The organism is Pseudorhodobacter turbinis (assembly GCF_005234135.1).
GTDB classification, from domain to species: Bacteria; Pseudomonadota; Alphaproteobacteria; order Rhodobacterales; family Rhodobacteraceae; genus Pseudorhodobacter; species Pseudorhodobacter turbinis.
In genome coordinates, this window is record NZ_CP039964.1 from 2,158,957 (window position 1) to 2,176,039 (window position 17,083).

16 protein-coding genes are annotated in these 17,083 nt (G+C 60.9%); 7 read left to right on the plus strand and 9 right to left on the minus strand.

What is annotated here, in order from left to right; translation table 11 throughout:
- The 3 genes from purH to EOK75_RS10415 form a co-directional block, all read right to left on the minus strand.
- Positions 1–1,590, minus strand: coding sequence for a bifunctional phosphoribosylaminoimidazolecarboxamide formyltransferase/IMP cyclohydrolase (purH, locus tag EOK75_RS10405; protein WP_137193889.1), 1,590 nt, complete (start codon positions 1,588–1,590; stop codon positions 1–3).
- Between the two features lie 27 nt (positions 1,591–1,617).
- Positions 1,618–3,354, minus strand: coding sequence for a heparinase II/III family protein (locus EOK75_RS10410; RefSeq protein ID WP_137193890.1), 1,737 nt, complete (start codon positions 3,352–3,354; stop codon positions 1,618–1,620).
- A gap of 102 nt (positions 3,355–3,456) precedes the next feature.
- Positions 3,457–4,728: an RsmB/NOP family class I SAM-dependent RNA methyltransferase gene (locus EOK75_RS10415; RefSeq protein WP_137194368.1), complete on the minus strand. Its 1,272-nt coding sequence runs from the start codon at positions 4,726–4,728 to the stop codon at positions 3,457–3,459.
- Between the two features lie 74 nt (positions 4,729–4,802).
- Here EOK75_RS10415 and EOK75_RS10420 point away from each other — a divergent pair, with 74 nt between their 5' ends.
- The gene (locus tag EOK75_RS10420) at positions 4,803–4,985 is read left to right on the plus strand and encodes a DUF1674 domain-containing protein (RefSeq protein ID WP_137193891.1); all 183 of its coding nucleotides are present in this window, start codon (positions 4,803–4,805) and stop codon (positions 4,983–4,985) included.
- Between the two features lie 5 nt (positions 4,986–4,990).
- Here EOK75_RS10420 and EOK75_RS10425 read toward each other — a convergent pair whose 3' ends face one another.
- Both EOK75_RS10425 and EOK75_RS10430 read right to left on the minus strand, forming a co-directional pair.
- Positions 4,991–5,629 (minus strand): ChrR family anti-sigma-E factor, encoded by a 639-nt coding sequence (locus EOK75_RS10425; RefSeq protein WP_137193892.1) that lies wholly within the window; start codon positions 5,627–5,629, stop codon positions 4,991–4,993.
- Positions 5,630–5,641: 12 nt separating this feature from the next.
- On the minus strand, positions 5,642–6,187 hold the full coding sequence (locus EOK75_RS10430) for a sigma-70 family RNA polymerase sigma factor (RefSeq protein ID WP_205965449.1): 546 nt from the start codon (positions 6,185–6,187) through the stop codon (positions 5,642–5,644).
- Between the two features lie 254 nt (positions 6,188–6,441).
- Between EOK75_RS10430 and EOK75_RS10435 the strand changes: the two genes are divergently transcribed.
- Complete coding sequence (locus tag EOK75_RS10435) at positions 6,442–7,170, plus strand: SDR family NAD(P)-dependent oxidoreductase (RefSeq protein WP_137193894.1); 729 nt, start codon at positions 6,442–6,444, stop codon at positions 7,168–7,170.
- A 3-nt stretch (positions 7,171–7,173) separates the two neighbouring features.
- On the opposite strand, the gene EOK75_RS10440 is transcribed toward EOK75_RS10435, so the two are convergent.
- Both EOK75_RS10440 and EOK75_RS10445 read right to left on the minus strand, forming a co-directional pair.
- On the minus strand, positions 7,174–8,226 hold the full coding sequence (locus EOK75_RS10440; RefSeq protein WP_137193895.1) for a saccharopine dehydrogenase: 1,053 nt from the start codon (positions 8,224–8,226) through the stop codon (positions 7,174–7,176).
- Positions 8,223–8,468 (minus strand): WGR domain-containing protein, encoded by a 246-nt coding sequence (locus tag EOK75_RS10445; RefSeq protein WP_137193896.1) that lies wholly within the window; start codon positions 8,466–8,468, stop codon positions 8,223–8,225. Before EOK75_RS10445 ends, EOK75_RS10440 begins: the two co-directional genes overlap by 4 nt.
- 97 nt (positions 8,469–8,565) lie before the next feature.
- Between EOK75_RS10445 and EOK75_RS10450 the strand changes: the two genes are divergently transcribed.
- Genes EOK75_RS10450 through EOK75_RS10460 form a run of 3 tightly spaced genes read left to right on the plus strand, consistent with a single transcriptional unit; the run spans position 8,566 to position 12,886 of the window.
- The gene (locus EOK75_RS10450; protein ID WP_137193897.1) at positions 8,566–9,504 is read left to right on the plus strand and encodes a hypothetical protein; all 939 of its coding nucleotides are present in this window, start codon (positions 8,566–8,568) and stop codon (positions 9,502–9,504) included.
- Positions 9,505–9,548: 44 nt separating this feature from the next.
- Entirely contained in the window at positions 9,549–12,068 is a 2,520-nt protein-coding gene (locus EOK75_RS10455; protein WP_137193898.1) for a hypothetical protein, read from the plus strand.
- The gene (locus EOK75_RS10460) at positions 12,062–12,886 is read left to right on the plus strand and encodes a glycosyltransferase family 2 protein (RefSeq protein WP_137193899.1); all 825 of its coding nucleotides are present in this window, start codon (positions 12,062–12,064) and stop codon (positions 12,884–12,886) included. Before EOK75_RS10455 ends, EOK75_RS10460 begins: the two co-directional genes overlap by 7 nt.
- On the opposite strand, the gene EOK75_RS10465 is transcribed toward EOK75_RS10460, so the two are convergent.
- The gene (locus EOK75_RS10465; RefSeq protein WP_137193900.1) at positions 12,883–14,100 is read right to left on the minus strand and encodes a glycosyltransferase; all 1,218 of its coding nucleotides are present in this window, start codon (positions 14,098–14,100) and stop codon (positions 12,883–12,885) included. The genes EOK75_RS10460 and EOK75_RS10465 overlap by 4 nt on opposite strands.
- 261 nt (positions 14,101–14,361) lie before the next feature.
- On the opposite strand from EOK75_RS10465, the gene EOK75_RS10470 reads away from it, so the two are divergent.
- The gene (locus EOK75_RS10470; protein WP_137193901.1) at positions 14,362–14,571 is read left to right on the plus strand and encodes a hypothetical protein; all 210 of its coding nucleotides are present in this window, start codon (positions 14,362–14,364) and stop codon (positions 14,569–14,571) included.
- 458 nt (positions 14,572–15,029) lie between these two features.
- A complete protein-coding gene (locus tag EOK75_RS10475; protein WP_240793959.1) occupies positions 15,030–15,740 on the plus strand; it encodes a sugar transferase in 711 nt (236 codons plus the stop codon).
- Positions 15,741–15,837: 97 nt separating this feature from the next.
- Here EOK75_RS10475 and EOK75_RS10480 read toward each other — a convergent pair whose 3' ends face one another.
- Complete coding sequence (locus EOK75_RS10480; RefSeq protein ID WP_137193902.1) at positions 15,838–17,082, minus strand: Wzz/FepE/Etk N-terminal domain-containing protein; 1,245 nt, start codon at positions 17,080–17,082, stop codon at positions 15,838–15,840.
- Position 17,083: the final 1 nt, after the last annotated feature.

Sequence of the window (17,083 nt, forward strand, 5' to 3'; positions counted from 1 at the left end):
TCAGTGCCGGAAATGGCGCTGGCCGGTAAAGACCATGGCAAGGCCTGCGGCATCGGCGGCGGCAATCACCTCATCATCACGCATCGACCCGCCGGGCTGGATGATGGCCGTGGCACCTGCCTCGGCGGCGGTGATCAGCCCATCGGCAAAGGGGAAGAACGCATCTGACGCCACAACCGAACCGATGGTCAAAGGTGAGGAAAGCCCCATCGCCTCGGCCATGTCCTGTGCCTTGCGGGCGGCGATACGCGTGCTGTCGACGCGGCTCATCTGGCCTGCACCAACGCCGACCGTTGCGCCGTCTTTGACATAGATGATTGCGTTGGATTTGACGTGTTTTGCCACCGTCCACGCCATCAACAAATCGCGCATCTCGGCATCCGAGGGCGCGCGTTTGGTCACCACGCGCAGATCATCCATCGTCACATTGGCCGCATCACGGTCCTGCACCAAAAACCCGCCCGCAACCTGCCGGAAGGCAAGGCCAGCGGTGGCCGCATCAGGCAAAGTGCCGGTGGTCAGCAAACGCAGGTTTTTCTTGGCGGCAAAGACCGCACGCGCATCATCATTGGCATCGGGGGCGATGACGACCTCGGTAAAAATCTCAACGATCTTTTCGGCGGTTGGTCCGTCAAGCAATTGGTTCAGCGCGATAATTCCGCCAAATGCAGATGTACGGTCGCAATCGAAGGCGCGGGCGTAGGCCTCGGCCAAGGTCGCGCCGGTTGCGACGCCGCAAGGGTTGGCGTGTTTGATGATCGCGCAGGCAGGTCCGCTGTTGGCAAATTCCGCAACCAGTTCAAAGGCCGCATCCGTGTCGTTGATGTTGTTATAGGAAAGCTCTTTACCCTGCCATTGCTTGGCGGTTGCCACGCCGGGGCGGTTGGTCCCATCGGTATAGAATGCAGCCCCTTGATGCGGGTTTTCACCGTAACGCAGGGTTTGTGCCAATGTGCCCGCAAAGGCGCGGCGGCGCGGCGCGGGCATTTCAAGCGCGCCCGCCATCCAGTTGGAAACAGCCGCATCATAAGCCGCAGTGCGCCCGTAGGCTGTTTGCGACAAACGCTGACGGAACGCGTAACTTGTGGCACCATCATTGGCGGCGAGTTCCGCCAGCAAAGCCGCGTAATCCTCGGGGTCGGTCACCACATTCACAAAACGGTGGTTTTTCGATGCGGCCCGGATCATCGCAGGGCCGCCGATATCGATATTCTCGATGCAGGTGTCATAATCGGCACCCGCCGCCACGGTCGCCTCAAAGGGATAAAGGTTCACAACCAGCAAATCGATCGGCGCGATGTCATGGGTTTCCATTGCGGCCACATGGTCGGCGTTGTCGCGCAGTGCCAGCAATCCGCCATGAACCATCGGATGCAGGGTTTTTACCCGCCCGTCCATCATCTCGGGAAAGCCGGTGACATCGGCGACATCGCGCACCTCAAGCCCCGCCTTGCGCAGTGCCGCCGCCGATCCGCCGGTGGAAAGCAGCTCTACCCCCAACTGCGCCAACGCGCGGCCAAGGTCGATAAGCCCGGTCTTGTCGGAGACAGACAAAAGCGCGCGTTTTACGGGAACAAGATCAGCGGTCATGGATAAATACCTTTTGGCAGCTTGGGGTCAGATCACGCCCGGAACATCGTCTCGTTCCAGATCGCGGATGGCCAGCGGAGTATCCTGTGCTTTGGCCAAGGTCCAGCCAATCACGGCATCAAAGCTGCCAACATGGCCGGAAAGTACGATTTGTTTTGACGCACGCGGGTTCAAACGGCCTTTTTCTAGATAAACCGAAGGCTCCACCGACAGGTCATTTGCGCCGGTATGGCGGAAAATCCAGATCTCGCCGCTTTTGAGGGCAAGCGATACCGCATTGCCGCCAAGGTCAATCGCGGCATCCACATCGGGGTGCAGGTGAAACCGGATGGAAAAGCGAACCTCGCCGTTCGGGTCGCGCTTTTGGACGCGGGCAAGCTGTGCGCGGTCGCTGTCAGACATGGCGCGCAATTCATCCTGCCCGCCCATATGCCGCCCGTCATGCGACAAAAGCAAAAGCCGCGCATGTGTGAGCCCGTGGGTCGCGACCCAGCCATTATGGGCAAAGCGCAGGGCATGGCCATCGGCGGTTTCTCGCGGGCGGGTGCGGGTGACATGGGCGCGGTCGGCCAGCACCTCGGGGGTGCCACGGTTCAACCGGCTGGAGGAGTACCCCTCAACCGTCAGGGTGGAATGGCTGGGCGTGGCACGACCCGCGCGCAGCCAGTCGGGCCCAAAGGGCGCCCCCGATCCGCAGTTCACGATCACCGGTCGCCGTCCCGATGTCATCTCAAACGCAAGGGTGGAGGCATGGGCCGTTGCCGCCCCGCGCCCCGCCGGTGGGTCCGACGCATCAATGATCACCGATGTGCGCGCCCCTGTCAGCCGTAAGAACCCCATCGCAAGGCCGGTGCCGACAGCAGCCTTCACCCCTGAGGCCGCAAGCGCATGGTCCAGCCGCCCGTCCATTCCACGCCCGCCACCGTGGAACCGCGCAAGCGATCCGTCGGCATGGCGCAGGGTGCGCAGGGTGGGGGCGATCCGTTCAATCGCGGCGCGCTGCGCTTGGGGGACGGCTTGCCCTGCCTCGGCCAACGCCTGTGCGGCCCATGTCAGAAGGGTGAAAACATTCAGCAATTCCTCGGGGTTGCGGGTGGATAGACCGCCGAATTTGTCAATCTCGGCCTCACATTCAAGGGCGAGGGCGGCAACCGCTGGTTCCACCTCGTTCTCCATTCCTGTTAGCGCAAGCCCGGCATAGATCAGCCCGGTAAGCGCCTCAAATCGTGGAACGCCGGGGGCAGAGGCCTGCCAGCGATGCGACAGAAAGCTGGTTTGTGCGGAAAGGGAGTGGAAATAGGCTTGGCTCTCGGCCGTGCTGCGCCCGCTAAGCAAAAACAGCGCGTGATGGATCCAGCGGATCAGGCGCCGTCCGGTGACATCAGGGGTCCAGCCCGGACCGTTGCCTTTGCCGAACCGCGTGATCCAGTCCCATGTCCAGTCTTGGGCGCGCTTGCGGGCAATCGGGTCCCCGACCGCGGCCAGATCATCAAGCCAGACAAAACCATGCGCCTCTGTCCAAAACTCGGGCGCGGCCGTGGGCGCATCCCAAAGCGGTTTTCCGGGGGCCTCTATCAGATGGCCGGCCAGAAGGTAGTTGCCAATGGTAAGCTGTTTGCCCCGCGCGAACAGGCCGATGCTGCGGGGTTCGGGTTGTGAGACGAATCCCGTGACGGCATGGCTATGCTGTGCACGCCGAGCGGCCAACCGGTTCTGCAAACGCGTTATCTGCGCTGCGAGCCCGTCTTTAAGCGGGTAAGCCAAATTGCCTCATGTAGGTTGCCACTCGATCACTGCGCCCGGTTTTGGGTCTGCTTGGGGTGATCATAGCTGCGTGTCTCGGCGCTGTCACCGCAAATTGACGCCTTAAGTGGCCGGGGTGCGCAGCCGTGCCATGAAAAACCCATCCATGCCGCCGGTCTCGGCCCAGTAATCGGGGCGCAGGCGCAGGCCGCCGCCTTCGGTGATCCATTCGGGGGCGATTCCGGCAAGGGTGGGGGCCTCTACGGTCAGGTTGGGGTGGCGGGACAGGGCGGCGGTCAATTGGTCCTCGCCCTCCTCAGCCAAAAGCGAGCATGTGCAAAATACCAACCGCCCGCCCGGCTTCAGGAACCCGAGGGCGCGGTCGATCAGGGCTGCTTGCAATTCCACCAGTTCAGGGATGTCGCTGCCATCCTTGGCAAAGGGCAAATCAGGGTGGCGACGCAGGGTGCCGGTCGCCGAACAAGGCGCATCCAGCAGCACCGCATCATAAAGCGCATCGGGCGTCCAATGCAGCGCGTCGGTGGTAATGATCTTGGCCGACAGCCCCGTGCGCGCAAGGTTTTCATGCAGCCGCGCCAGACGTGGGGATGAAATATCAAGCGCCGTCACCTTGGCCCCCGTGGCCGCGATTTGCAGGGTTTTACCGCCCGGCGCGGCACAAAGATCCAGCACCTCCTCGCCGTCCTGCGCATCCAGCAGGCGGGCGGCAAGGGCGGCGGCGGCATCTTGGACCCACCAATCGCCGGTCTCAAAGCCGGGAAGGTTGGACACCTGCACCGATCGGCTGATTCGCAGACTGCCGGTGGGCAAGACGGCTGCGCCCTCAATTTCCGGCGGGGTTGATTTCGGGGTCAGGTCCAGCGGCGGGGTTTGTGCTTGCACTGCCTCGATCGCCGATACGACATCACGTCCCCAGCGGTGGACAAGCGGTTGACGCAGCCATTGCGGCATTTTTTGCGGCGGCATTTTTGCAAAGGGTTCGGGCATGTCCGACACCTTGCGCAGCACCGCATTGACCAGCCCCGTCATATGCTGCGTGCGGTTGCCGTGGCGAACTAGGTCGACCATCGCGTTCACCACGCCATGCGCGGCCGATCCATCCACCGCCAGCTCCACCACACCCAGCCGCAAGACGTTTCGCACCAAGGCGGGGGGCGATTTGCGCAGATAGGGCTTGAGGACCTTATCGGCTTGCTCGATATGGCGCAGGGTGGTCAGTACAAGCCGTTGCGCGCGGGCGCGATCAGATGGCGACAGGCCCGCGATGGGGCTACCGTCAGCCTCCAAAGCCTGGCTCAATTGCGCGCCGTCTTCCAGCACCGCATCCAAAAGCGCCAAGGCCGCGCCGCGTGCTGTTGTTCCATCGACCGCCATATTTTCACCCGTGTTGTCTGTCCGTCTCAAGCGGCCTATATCAAAGCAACTGCCCAGACAAGGAAGGCCGGACCATGCCCGACAAAGACCGCGAACTCCCCGCCGCCGCCCAACGCGCCTTGGACGAGGCCGAAGCGCGCCGCCAAGAGGCCGATGAAAAGGTCGCCGCCATGCCCAAAGAGCTGGGCGGGCGCGATGGACCAGAGGCCGTGCGCTATGGCGATTGGGAAAAGAAGGGGATTGCCGTCGATTTCTGATCGCGTCAAATTCGTAAGAAGGGTTGCGCCAGACGTGGCAGCAGCCCGTTGAACCGCAGTGGCGCATCGGTGGCGGCAAGGCAGATGCAATCGGGGCCAACCTCGGCCACGGGTTGATGGTTCAATTCCTCATTTGCAATCTCAAGGTCACCTGGGCCAAAGCGGTCGGTCTCGTCGCGAAAGGCGCCTTGCAGCACCAGCGTCAATTCCATGCCGCGGTGGCTGTGATCGGCAACCTTTTGACCGGCAGGGATGTACAGCAGCCGGGCCGAGGCCCCTGCATCTGTGGGCAAGATCGCCTGCCGCACACCCATCCCGATTGACCGCCATTTGACCGACGCAAGATCGCCGCCGACATAATCCACCAGTGGCGCGGGGAAAACCTTGCAGCCCTTGCGCGGGCGTGGCGTGGGGGTGGCTTGTGTCAGACGGTCCAATGTTGCGGTCAGACTGCTGTCCATCATCGCCACGCTGTCGCATTCCCCCATCAAGGCGCCGCCAATGGCATCAAAGGCCCCCAGCCGTGCGCGACATTCATCGCACAGGGATAAATGCACAGCCACGACCAGATTGAACGCCTCTGGCAGTTGACCCGCAGAATAGCCCATCAGGAGCTGGTCGGTGATATGGTGGCGAATTGTCATTGGGGAATGCTTTCAGCTTAATTTGTGGCGCAGACGCTCCAGCGCCAGCCGAATACGGGATTTGATGGTGCCAAGCGGCAGGCCGGTCTCAGCGGCAATTTCACTATGCGAGAGGTCGCCGAAATAGGCGCGTTCAATCAGATCGCGCTGTTTTTGCGGCAATAGGGCCAGCGCCTCACCCAGACGTTCGGTGTCCTGGCTCAGCTCCAGCGCCTCTTGCTGGTCTGGCTCTGCCTCTGGTCCCCATGTCAGGTCTTCGGGTTCGGGGCGGCGGGACTTGCGCAGGGCGTCAATGCGGCGGTTGCGGGCGATTGTAAAGATCCACGTCGCGGCCGAGGCGCGCGCAGGGTCAAACAAATGCGCTTTTTGCCACAGGGTTGCCATAACGTCTTGGGCGCATTCCTCTGCCAATGCGGCACTGGTGCCGGATTTCATCAAGAAACCTTTGATGCGCGGGGCGAAATGCCGGAACAACGCGGCAAAGGCCGACTTGTCCTGCGCATCGCGAACCCGCAGGATTAACGCGCTCCAATCCTCTGGTTCTGTCTTGGGTGACACACATCTACCTTTCTGGCGCAGGCGAACCGCCGCGCCCGTCACAGCATAGTGCCGTGTGGCGGTATGTGCATCTGATTTTTGAAAGGGTGCTGTATCTAACATGCACCCAATACGGGCGGTCTGCGCGATTGGATCACCTTTGACAGATATTTGCAGGATTTGCGCAGGGTATATGTCGGCAATTTTGTAATTCAGGGGTTCAAGGTTGCGGATCGGCCCGCTAGCATGACGTCAAAGCATGAAAGGGTTTTCGGATGAGGGATTGGCAAGGCAAACGCTATTGGATCGTCGGAGCAGGCGAAGGTTTGGGACTGGGTCTGGCCCGTCGGATCAGCACCGCAGGGGCAGAGGTGATCTTGTCCTCCCGCTCTGACGTGCAGCTGGAAAAGGCTGTGGCGCAGATGCCGGGCAAGGCGCATGCGGTCACCGTGGATGTGGCTGATACCGCATCGGTTGCCCGTGCAGCAGCAGAAGTGGGCGATGTCGACGGCGTGGTCTTCCTTGATGAGGTCTATTGGCCGGTGAAAGCGCAAGAGTGGAACGCCGAGCATGTCGAGGCGATGTGCAACGCCAACTTCACCGGTTGTGCGCGTGTTGTTGGCGCGGTGCTGCCTGCAATGGTTGCGCGCGGGGCGGGGCATCTGGTCATGACGGGATCTTTGGCGGGCTATCGCGGGGTGCCGGGCACGAACGGGTTCGGCGCGTCCAAGGCCGGTGTCATGGCGATGGCCGAAACGCTGCGCGCTGATTTGCGTGGCAGCGGAATAGAGGTGCAGTTGGCCAACCTCGGCTTCATCCGCGGTAATCAGGGTGGGGATGCCATGCCCTTTATGATGGAGGCTGAGGATGCCGCCCAGCAGATGTTCGAGCTGATGCTGACCGAGCGGTTCAAGGTCAGCGTTCCAACGGGGTCATCCTGGTTGGTTCGCCTGTCACGGTGCTTGCCGGATGCGGTCTTTAACGGGATGTTTGCGCGCAAATAACGACTATAGGCGCTGGATGTGGTCATCAAACAGCGCCTTCGCCCGCCCCCAGACGCCGCTGGTCAAATCGTTCAGCGTCAGCAATGAGGGCAAAAGCAGACCGGCAAAATCCTGACTGCTTTCAACCGGCAACATGCTGGGAAGGTTGTCGATTGCGGTCACATCCAGCACAGGGTCTTGCGCCACACGCAATGCGGGGGCGTCCCAATCGGTTGTGCGGTCATAGACTTTGATAGGTGAGAAGTCCGAGGTCGGATCGCAGGCAATATCGCCAATTACCGAGAGTTTGCGGGTGGCTGTCAGCGCCGATCGCGGCACGAACACCGGACAACCGGGCCGCGCGAGGATGCAGTTGAGGAAAATCTCATGCGCCAGCACTTCGGGGAAGGGGCCGCCATGCGCGGTCTCATCCATGTCCCATTTGGTGACCTGCAGGCCGAGCGCCTCACACAGGTCGGCCGCCCCCGTCCCGACACGGCCAAGCGCACCGATCACCAGCGCAGTTGGCAGGGTGTTGGCCGTGGCAATCGCGCCGCGTAATTCGGCCAAAAGTGCATCCTTGCCGCCATAGGTGGTAACCGGCCCCGCAATGCCGCCGCGTTGCTGTGCGGCCCAGCATTTCAGCGCCACCGCCGCCCCGGCATAGCCCGCCCAATAGCCAAATGCCGCGACACGCCGCCCCGCCTCATCCACCAGATATTCGATATCATAAAGCGTGCCACCCCCGGCCTTGAAGCGGCGCAGCAGGTCTTGCCCCGAGGGCTGGCCCTTATAGGCGTGACCGAAAAGGATATGGCGGTGGTGCAGGGGGGTGCCATCCTCGGGCAGTTCCTTGAGGCCAAAGATGATCGCGTCGCGCGGGGCATCGGGCCATGTGTTTTGCGGTGCAATCTCACATCCCGTGGCGCGGTAGCCGTCGATGGGGATGGCGCGGACATCGCTTTCCTCGACGGTGACGGTGAAACCGGCAGCCATTAGGGCGGCCACACCTTCGGGGGTGATGCCTGTGCGTTCCTCATTCGGGCGCTGCTCGGCGCGGACCCATATATGTGTCACTGTAATCCCCCTTGGTCTGCCAATGTCTGTGCGTATCCGCGCCGCGATGCGCGGGATTGCAAATGCTCTGCCGCAAGGCAGGCCTCTCGTAGGTTGGAAAACCAGGTGATCTTGCGATTGCCGGAACTTGCCCCCGGCTTGCCCGGCAATCCCCACTCCCGCAAGACCGAGTATTCCCCAAAGAGGTTATAGGCTACATCAACGCGGTAATAGCGTGCGTGCCCCTTGCGGTTGCGTAGCATATGGAAACCGAACAATTGCGCCCCCCAGCTTGGTTTTGGATATAAGAGATAGCATATTCGCAACCAAACGACAGAGGAAAACGGGGCAGGGCGACATATGGAAAGACGTAAACTTATCTGGGCCGGCGCGCTGTTGGCGGCAGGCACGGGGTTTGGGTTGTGGCGGGCGCGGGGGGCGCGCAAACTGGATGATGCCGCATTTGCCGCGCGCTATGCCACGCCGCTTGATCCGCCCGAAGGGGGGATGTCGGTCTATCATCTGGGGCACAGCCTTGTGGGGCGGGATATGCCTGTGATGCTGGATCAACTGGTGGCGGGGCATTCCCATGCCAGCCAGCTTGGCTGGGGTGCCAGCCTGAACCAGCACAGGCAAGGCGATGTTCCGGGGCTTGCCGAGGAAAACACCCACCCCAACCACCGCGCCCCGACAGAGGCGCTGGGCTCAGGTGCCTATGACGCCGTGGTCCTGACCGAGATGGTCGAGATCCGCGATGCCATCCGCTATCACGACAGCGCGCAGGCCTTGGCCCATTGGGCGCGGGTGGCGCGGGCGGGCAACCCCGATGTGCGGGTCTATCTCTATGAGACATGGCACCGGCTGGATGATCCCGAGGGCTGGCTTGCGCGGGTTGATGGGGATTTGACGGCCGCGTGGCAGGATGCGCTGATGCGCGTGGCCATGGCGCAAGAAGGCGTTGGCACCATTTACCTTATCCCCGGGGGGCAGGTTCTGGCGGCGGTAATCCGCGCAATCGAAGGCGGAAAATTGCCGGGCTTGACCCGCCGCACCGAGCTGTTCGCCCGCGATGCGGCGGGCGGTGTGGACCCGATCCACCTGAATGATCTGGGCGCGTATATCATAGCAATTACGCATTTTTCGACGCTTTATCATCAAAGCCCCGAAGGGTTGCCGTGGGCCTTGTTGCGCGCTGATGGACAGCCTGCGGTGCCTTTGCCCAAAGCCTCGGTCGCGCCGTTGCAACGGCTGGTCTGGCAGGTTGTCACGCGCTATGCTTCTACTGGGGTTGCGGGCTGATGGTGCGCGTCTTGTAGTATGATTGCAAAAGGAAAGCTTGCCCGATGTCATTTCTGACGCTGCTGACCGATATTCTGTTTGTGGGCCACAGCCTTGTCGGCCCCTCTTTGCCGCCGATGATAGAGGGGGGGCTGCGCGCGCAAGGGCAACCGATGGAGGTTGCATCGCAGGTTATCAACGGCGCGCCGCTGCGGTTTTCATGGGATAACAGCCAAGAGGGCGAACGTGGCGATGCCCGTGCGATCCTGCCCAAGGGCAACACTAAGGTGCTTGTTCTGGCCGAGGCGGTTCCGGTGGCGGCCCATGTCGAATGGAACGACAGCGCGGCCTATGTTGCCAAATTCGCAGGGCTGGCGTGGGAGGCGCGGCCCGATACCCAAGTCTATATCTATGAGACATGGCCCAGCCTGCAAAGCGGGCCGGGCGCGGTGGTCGAAGGTGATCCGGGCGCAAATGTGCCATGGCGCGAACGTTTGACTGCCGATTTGCCGCTGTGGGAGGGGATGACCGCACAGGCCAATGCCATCCGTCCAGAAGGCGCACCGCTGGTGCGGGTTATTCCGGCGGGGCAGGCGATGGGGCAATTGGCCGATGCGATTGCGGCGGGACAGGTGGCGGGTATCGACAGCATCAAGGCGCTGTTTTCCGATGATCTCCACCCGGATGAACGCGCGCTCTATTTTTTGGCGATGGTGCATGTAGCGGTGATAACGGGCAAGGATCCGACAGGCCTTCCGCCCAAGTTGACCCGTCATTGGCTAAGCCGTCAGGCGGTTATCTCTGCAGGACAGGCGGCTGCGTTCCAGCGTATCGCGTGGCAGGCGGTGTCCGGCTATCAGGCCGATGATGTTGCCCGCATAGAGGCGCTGGCCCAAAGCGGTGGCCGAGCAGCCGCGCCCGCAGCCGTCACCACCGCCCCGCCTGTGCCCGAGGCTCCGCGCCCGATCACCAACCCGCATCTTGCGCTGGGATTGGCGGAGGTTGCCGATTGGTCGGTGCAGCAGCCATTCCTTGATGTGATGAAAACCGCGAGGCCTTGGGTCGGGCATCTGCCCGGTAAATGGGGCGGGATGGAATATGAGGCGCTGCGGGGTGGCGGTTACCTTGATGCGAACGGCTGGCCGGTGCGGCTTCCGCCCGAAGTGGTGGGCCTGTCGACGTTGATCCTGACGGACCTGCCTGAAAATGCAGGCAAGGTCGCGGGGCGCTATGTGGTGCGCTATGAAGGCAGGGGGCGCTTGAGGCTTGAAGGACGCGCCACGGTCCTAAAGGAAGCCCCCGGCCGCATAGAGTTCGATTACAGCCCCGGCCCTGGCAGTGTGATGTTGACCCTGATCGCGCAGAATGCAGATGACCCGATCCGCCAGGTCTCGGTCGTCAAGCAAGAGCATCTGGCCGCCTATGATGCAGGTGCGCTTTTCAACCCCGATTGGCTGGGCCGTATTCGCGGCGCCAAGGGGCTGCGTTTTATGGATTGGATGGATACCAACAATTCCACCCTTGCAAAGCTGGAAGACCGTCCGAAACCCTATGGTTTCAGCTGGGCCATCAACGGCGTTCCCGTCGAGGTGATGATCGCGCTGGCAAACGAGCTGCGTGCGGATGCATGGTTCACCATCCCGCATCTAGCCGAGGATGCGCTGGTCCGCGCCTATGCCATAGCGGTTCGTGACGGGTTGGCGCCGGGGCTCAAGGCGCAGGTGGAATATTCCAATGAGGTCTGGAACTGGCAGTTCGATACCGCCGCTTGGGCCGAACGGCAATGTCAGGCCCGCTGGGGCGCGCAGGATTGCTGGGTGCAATACTACGGGCTGCGCGCGGCCGAGGTGGCCGATATCTGGGCGGATGTTTTCGGTGCGATGGCCCAAGACCGGTTGACGCGGATCATCACCACGCAAACCGGCTGGCTGGGGTTGGAGGCGCAGATCCTCGACGCGCCGCTGGTGGTCGCCGAAGGGCGCAGGCCCCCGAAAGACAGCTTTGATGCATATGCCGTCACCGGCTATTTTGCAGGCGGTTTGGGCAGCGATGAAAAGGCCCCGATGCTCAAGGAGTGGTTGGCCGAAAGCCTTCAATACGCGACCGAACAGGCCGACGCGCAAGTCTTGACAGGCGCTGCGCGTGACATCTATATCGCCAACCACCGCTTTGATTTGGCAACGGAAAATGCCGCGATGGAGCTGGAAAACGGCTTTGTCTCGGGCCAGGCCGAGGACACGCTTGTGGCCCTGCTGGGTCATGTCTGGCCCTATCACGCGGCGGTCGCGAAATCCGAGGGGCTGACCCTGATGATGTATGAAGGCGGAACCCATGTGGTCGCGAATGGCGCGCTGATCAATGATGCGGACGTGACGGCGTTTTTCCACCACCTGAACTATTCGCCGCAGATGGGTGCGCTTTATGCGAAATTGATTGAGGGGTGGGCCGACCTGACGCCCGCGCCTTTCAACGCCTTCGTAGATGTATATACCCCCAATAAATGGGGAAGCTGGGGTGGTTTGCGCCACTTGGGCGATGAGAACCCGCGCTGGGATGCGCTGGCACAAGGATGCAAGACATGTTGAGTATAATCCTGCCTGCAAGCAACGAGGCCTCCTATATCGGGCCATGCCTTGAGGCGCTGCTTGCGTCGACGCCGGTGCCGGGGGGGGCAGAGGTGATCGTTGTGGCCAACGGATGCCGTGATGATACCGCCGCCCGTGCAGGCACATATGCCGCGCAGGCCGAGGCCGCCGGATGGGGCTTTACCGTGCTTGATCTGGCGCAGGGCGGCAAGATCCGCGCGCTGAATGCAGGGGATGCGCAGGCGCGCGGGGATATGCGGGCGTATCTTGATGCCGATGTGATTGTCAGCCCGGATCTGATGGCGCAGATCGCACAGGCCTTGGCCGGCGAGGCCGCGCGCTATGCCTCGGGGCGTGCGGTTATTCCGCGGGCGCAATCGGCTGTGACGCGGGCCTATGCGCGGTTTTGGCAAACCCTGCCTTTCGCGCAAAGTGATGCACCGGGATACGGGCTTTTTGCGGTCAATGCGGCGGGGCGTGCGCGTTGGGGGGAATTCCCCGATTTGATTTCAGATGATACCTTCGTGCGCCTGCAATTCGGCCCGGATGAGCGCGTAAGCTGCGCGGCGACGTACCGCTGGCCGATGATCGAAGGGTTTGAATCCCTGGTGCGTGTGCGGCGGCGGCAGGACCAAGGTGTTGCACAAATCGCGTCGCTTCACCCCGAAATTCTGGAGCGGGAGGCCAAGCCGAAGATGGGCCTGCGCGGTGTGTTGCAACGCGCAGGGGCCGATCCGCTGGGCTTTGCTGTCTATGCCGCCGTGTCCTTGGCCGTGAGGCTGCGGCGGGGCGGCGGCGAATGGGCGCGCGGCCGTTAGGCCTGCCCGATCAGCGTGGCCAGTTTGGCGGCCTCGGTGTTGATGTCGTGACGTTCCAACACCCGCGCGCGCGCAGCAGTGCCCATGGCGACCAGATCGGTATGGGGGGTCTGGGCCAGTGTTGTCATTGCCTCGGCTAAATATTGCGCGTCGCCGGCCGGTACAAGCCAGCCAGTTTCGCCGCTGACAACCAGCTCTGGCACGCCGGCAATTGCGGTGGCGATCACAGGGCGACCGGCGGCCATCGCCTCCATCACGACCATCGGCAGACCTTCGGCAAAGGAGGGCAGGATCAGGGCCTGTGCATTGGCCAAGGCCTGACGCACACCCGCCTCATCTTGCCAGCCGGCTAGCGTGATGCGGGTCTCAAGGTGGTTGGCGGCGATCATCGCCTCGATCTCGGGGCGGAGGGGGCCGTCACCGACCAAGGTTAGATGCAGGTCGGGATTGGTGGGGGCGGCAAGCGCCATCGCCTCAATCAAAAGCGAAAAGCCCTTTTGTTCGGCCAGCCGCCCGATCGCGACCAAGCGCGGCCCGCCTTTCGGGGGCGCCGAGGGTGTCGGAAATTTTTCTGGCTCAATCCCGCAATGAACAACATGAAGCTTGCCCCAATCGGCCAATGCCGCCCGACGGTAAAGCTGGCTGCGGCCAAAGCTGCTGATCGCCACGGTAAACGCTGCATGTTGCATTTTCTCACCCAGACACAGCCCGAGCGGTGCGTCAAACTCCTCGGGGCCATGAACGGTAAAGCTGTAGCTTGGGCCATCCATAAGGCGCGCCAACATCGCCACGGTGGCAGAGTTGGTGCCGAAATGGGCATGGATATGCGTGACGCCCAAACTGGCGCAGCGGCGGGCCACATGCGCGGCCTCTACCAGGTAAATCATATGCCGCAAGCGCCCGCCCGTGCCCGGAGTGCCGCCCGCCCCAGCCGCCCCGCAACGCATAGCAGCCACAAAGGCTTGTGCGCTGTGACGTGGTTTCCGCAACATCCAGCGCAGGGCAGAGCATACTAGCCCCGCAAAGCCTGTCTTCAGCACATGCTCCGTCCGGTCATCCTCAGCCAGATCGGCAGGGTCCAGCAGGCTGTCGCGCTCGGACCGCATTGCGAAACGGTGGATGTCAAAGCCGCGCCGTTCCAAGGCCTGAAGCTCTCGGCGGATAAAAGTGTGGGACGCACGCGGATAGGTATTCACAATATAAGCGATTTTCATTTCGTCGCCTTCTGAAACGGGAGGGCTGATGTTTAAGCTTGGAATTGCATAATGCCGTTCCAAACCAGTCATAGATTTTGACTTATTGCGCGGGGGGCCCTTACGAAACCCCTAAAAAGCCCAAGCATGGTTATATCTATGCCCGACTCTTGCCGCATTCTTTGGTCAAATTAGGTCAACGCCGAAACACGATATGAAGTGTCAGGCTAAATGGTGGGCCCGGATCGGGCGGAAATACCGTGATACGCAAAGGAAGAAGATATGATCATCGGCATTTTGTTTGCAGGCATTCTCTTGGCATTAGGTACGATGATTGCTGCGTTGGTTGCAGGTTTTCCGATTTGGCTGGCCCTGATGCTGTATCCGGTTGTTGGCACGATAGGGGCCATGGGGTTTGTTGCATTGGCGCTCTTGCTCAAGAAAAGAGATGACGCTGATGATATGACTGCCTGTGCCGTAGTCGCTCGCTAAGCGCTGGGCCTTATAGGTCGTTGATTTATAAAATTTCTGGTTGGGGCATGGTCAAATCCGTGCCCCTTATTCGTTTGCGATGTCGCCAGATTCACGGTCTTGGGCCGCAATAGGCGAATCCCGCGACTCACTTTCTTAATTTGGTTAATTTTCCCGGCTAAAACAATTACAGGATGCATTGTTCGTAAATTTCCTGTGCGTTCGGGTGAATATGGATAAAATATCGTGGTAAATTTGACTTAAATGCGCCGAGAACGTGACATAGCCCTCGCCAAACCCGGTCACTTTGAGTAAAAATGTAAATGGGGGCGTAACTGCCGGGTACGTATAATGATTTGTTTGTGTTTTTCTATCAGTGCTGCGATTGCACGACGTGGTGATGCTGCGTGTGGCTTCATGGCGAGGGGTGTTGACGTTGATTTTGCCTGTCCTGCCAAATTGAAATCTGGATCGTAACAATGAAAATGACTCCTTCCGATATGATCGCCGCAGAAGTCGGTGGGATCGAGTATCCTGCGCGTGCTGCTGCACCTACGGCCATCCCGCAACGCCCTTCGCGGCGTGGGATTTATCGTGGTTTGTTCAAGCGGGTGTTCGATACCGCAGCTGTCGTTGTTGCTGCTCCGATTATTCTGCCGCTGATTGCCGGATTGGCGCTGGCTGTCCGGCGCGATGGCGGTCGGGCGTTTTACACCCAGCAACGCGTCGGGCTCGACGGGCGGCACTTTCGTTTGTGGAAATTGCGCAGCATGGTTAGCGATGCGGATGAGCGGATGGCCGATTATCTTTCTGCAAACCCGCAGGCGCGTATCGAATGGGAAACCACGCAAAAGCTGAAGCAAGATCCACGGATCACACCTTTCGGTTTGTTCTTGCGCCGGTCATCGCTGGATGAGCTGCCCCAGCTTTGGAATGTAATTCGTGGCGAGATGAGCCTTGTTGGCCCGCGCCCGATGATGCTTAACCAGCAAGCGCTTTACCCTGGCCAAGCCTACTACCGCTTGCGGCCCGGCATCACCGGATACTGGCAAACGCGCGGTCGCAATGATACCACGTTTGAAGCGCGGGTTGGGTATGACGAGGCATATGATGCCGAGGTCTCTTTGGCCACAGACCTGAAAGTTCTGACGGAAACGATCGGTGTTGTTGCTAAAGGCACCGGCTTCTGAGCTACGCCTCGATTGTGTATGAAAAAGCCCCGCACCGGTTTTCGGCGCGGGGCTTTTCTTGTTCTGGCGTAGGGCTGTCGTACCGCCCGAAAGTTGATTATGTGCGCTGTTGTTTCAACGTCAAATCGGACTTGCGCAACTCGGGGATGGCAATGATGGGGCGCAGATCAAGCTCCCGTTCCAGCTGGCGTTGGGTGCGCAATACGGGTCGTAAATGTTCCAATACAAAAGCCACAATCAGGCCGATGATCAGGCTTGCGAATGCCCCCACCAGCACCAATTTCCGCTTGCCGCCGCTGATCGGATAATCCGGTTCGATCGCGGCCTCCAACAGTGTAAAGGTCTCTCCCTGATCACCATTTTGCAATTTTGCGGCGGTTTCGGCATCGGCGCTGCGGCGGGTGGCAACCTCATATTGCGCTTGGAGCTGGTCCAGATCACGGTCGAACTCTGCCAATGTGCGGTCGATCACTTGCGCTTGCGACAGGATATCGACGATTTCCGAGCGCCGCGTTTGCAAGGCATCGCTTTGCGCCGATATGGTCTCGATTTGTGCGCTGAGCGTGGCGACCTGGCGTTTGTCCGTGGCGCGCAGGTTCGTCTTACGCTCAATCGCGCCACGTTCATTGCGCAGGCCAACCAGCGTTTGATTGAGAGAGCGTAACTCTGTCTCCAATCCCGTGAGTTCAATTTGTAAGATAGCCCGCTGCGTGGGCAATGCACTGAGGTGTTCGGATTGGAACTGCGCAATCTCGGCCTCTTTGGCCATGATCAGTTCCTTCAGGTTGCGCTGTTCTTGTTGGAAAAAGGTTTGCGCCTCGAGCGCGCGGGCCTTTTGATCTTCGGCACCGGCGACCAGAACGCCTTGTGCGAAATCATTTGCCACATTCGTGGCCTCGGCGCGGGTGTTGGCCTGTGCGCTGATCAGCAGGGCCGAAACCTCGGCCGGTTGCCCGAAAGAGGCCGCAGCAGCACTCGCGACAGTTTGGAAGCGGAGCGATTGGCGCAGGATATGCACTTTTTGGTCGCTCGTCAGCGGAAGGCCGGAATAAAGATTATGCCGTGCGATCACCGCCTGCATGTTCTCGCGGGTGGTCAGCTGTTGTTGGATCGCTTGCAACCTTTGGCCGGAATTTTCATGTGGCGCGGCCGCGCCGGATGCGGTGGGTGCGGTGATCGTGGGCGTTTGCACCTGAATGACGGCGGTGCTTTCGAACACCGGCGCTTTGGTGCTGAGTTGCAGAACGGTCGCAATAATGCCTACCAATGCGATCAAAGCGATCATCAAGCGGCGGCGGATCAGCATGCCGAAGAGTTCGTCGAAGCTCTGAATTTTTCCCATC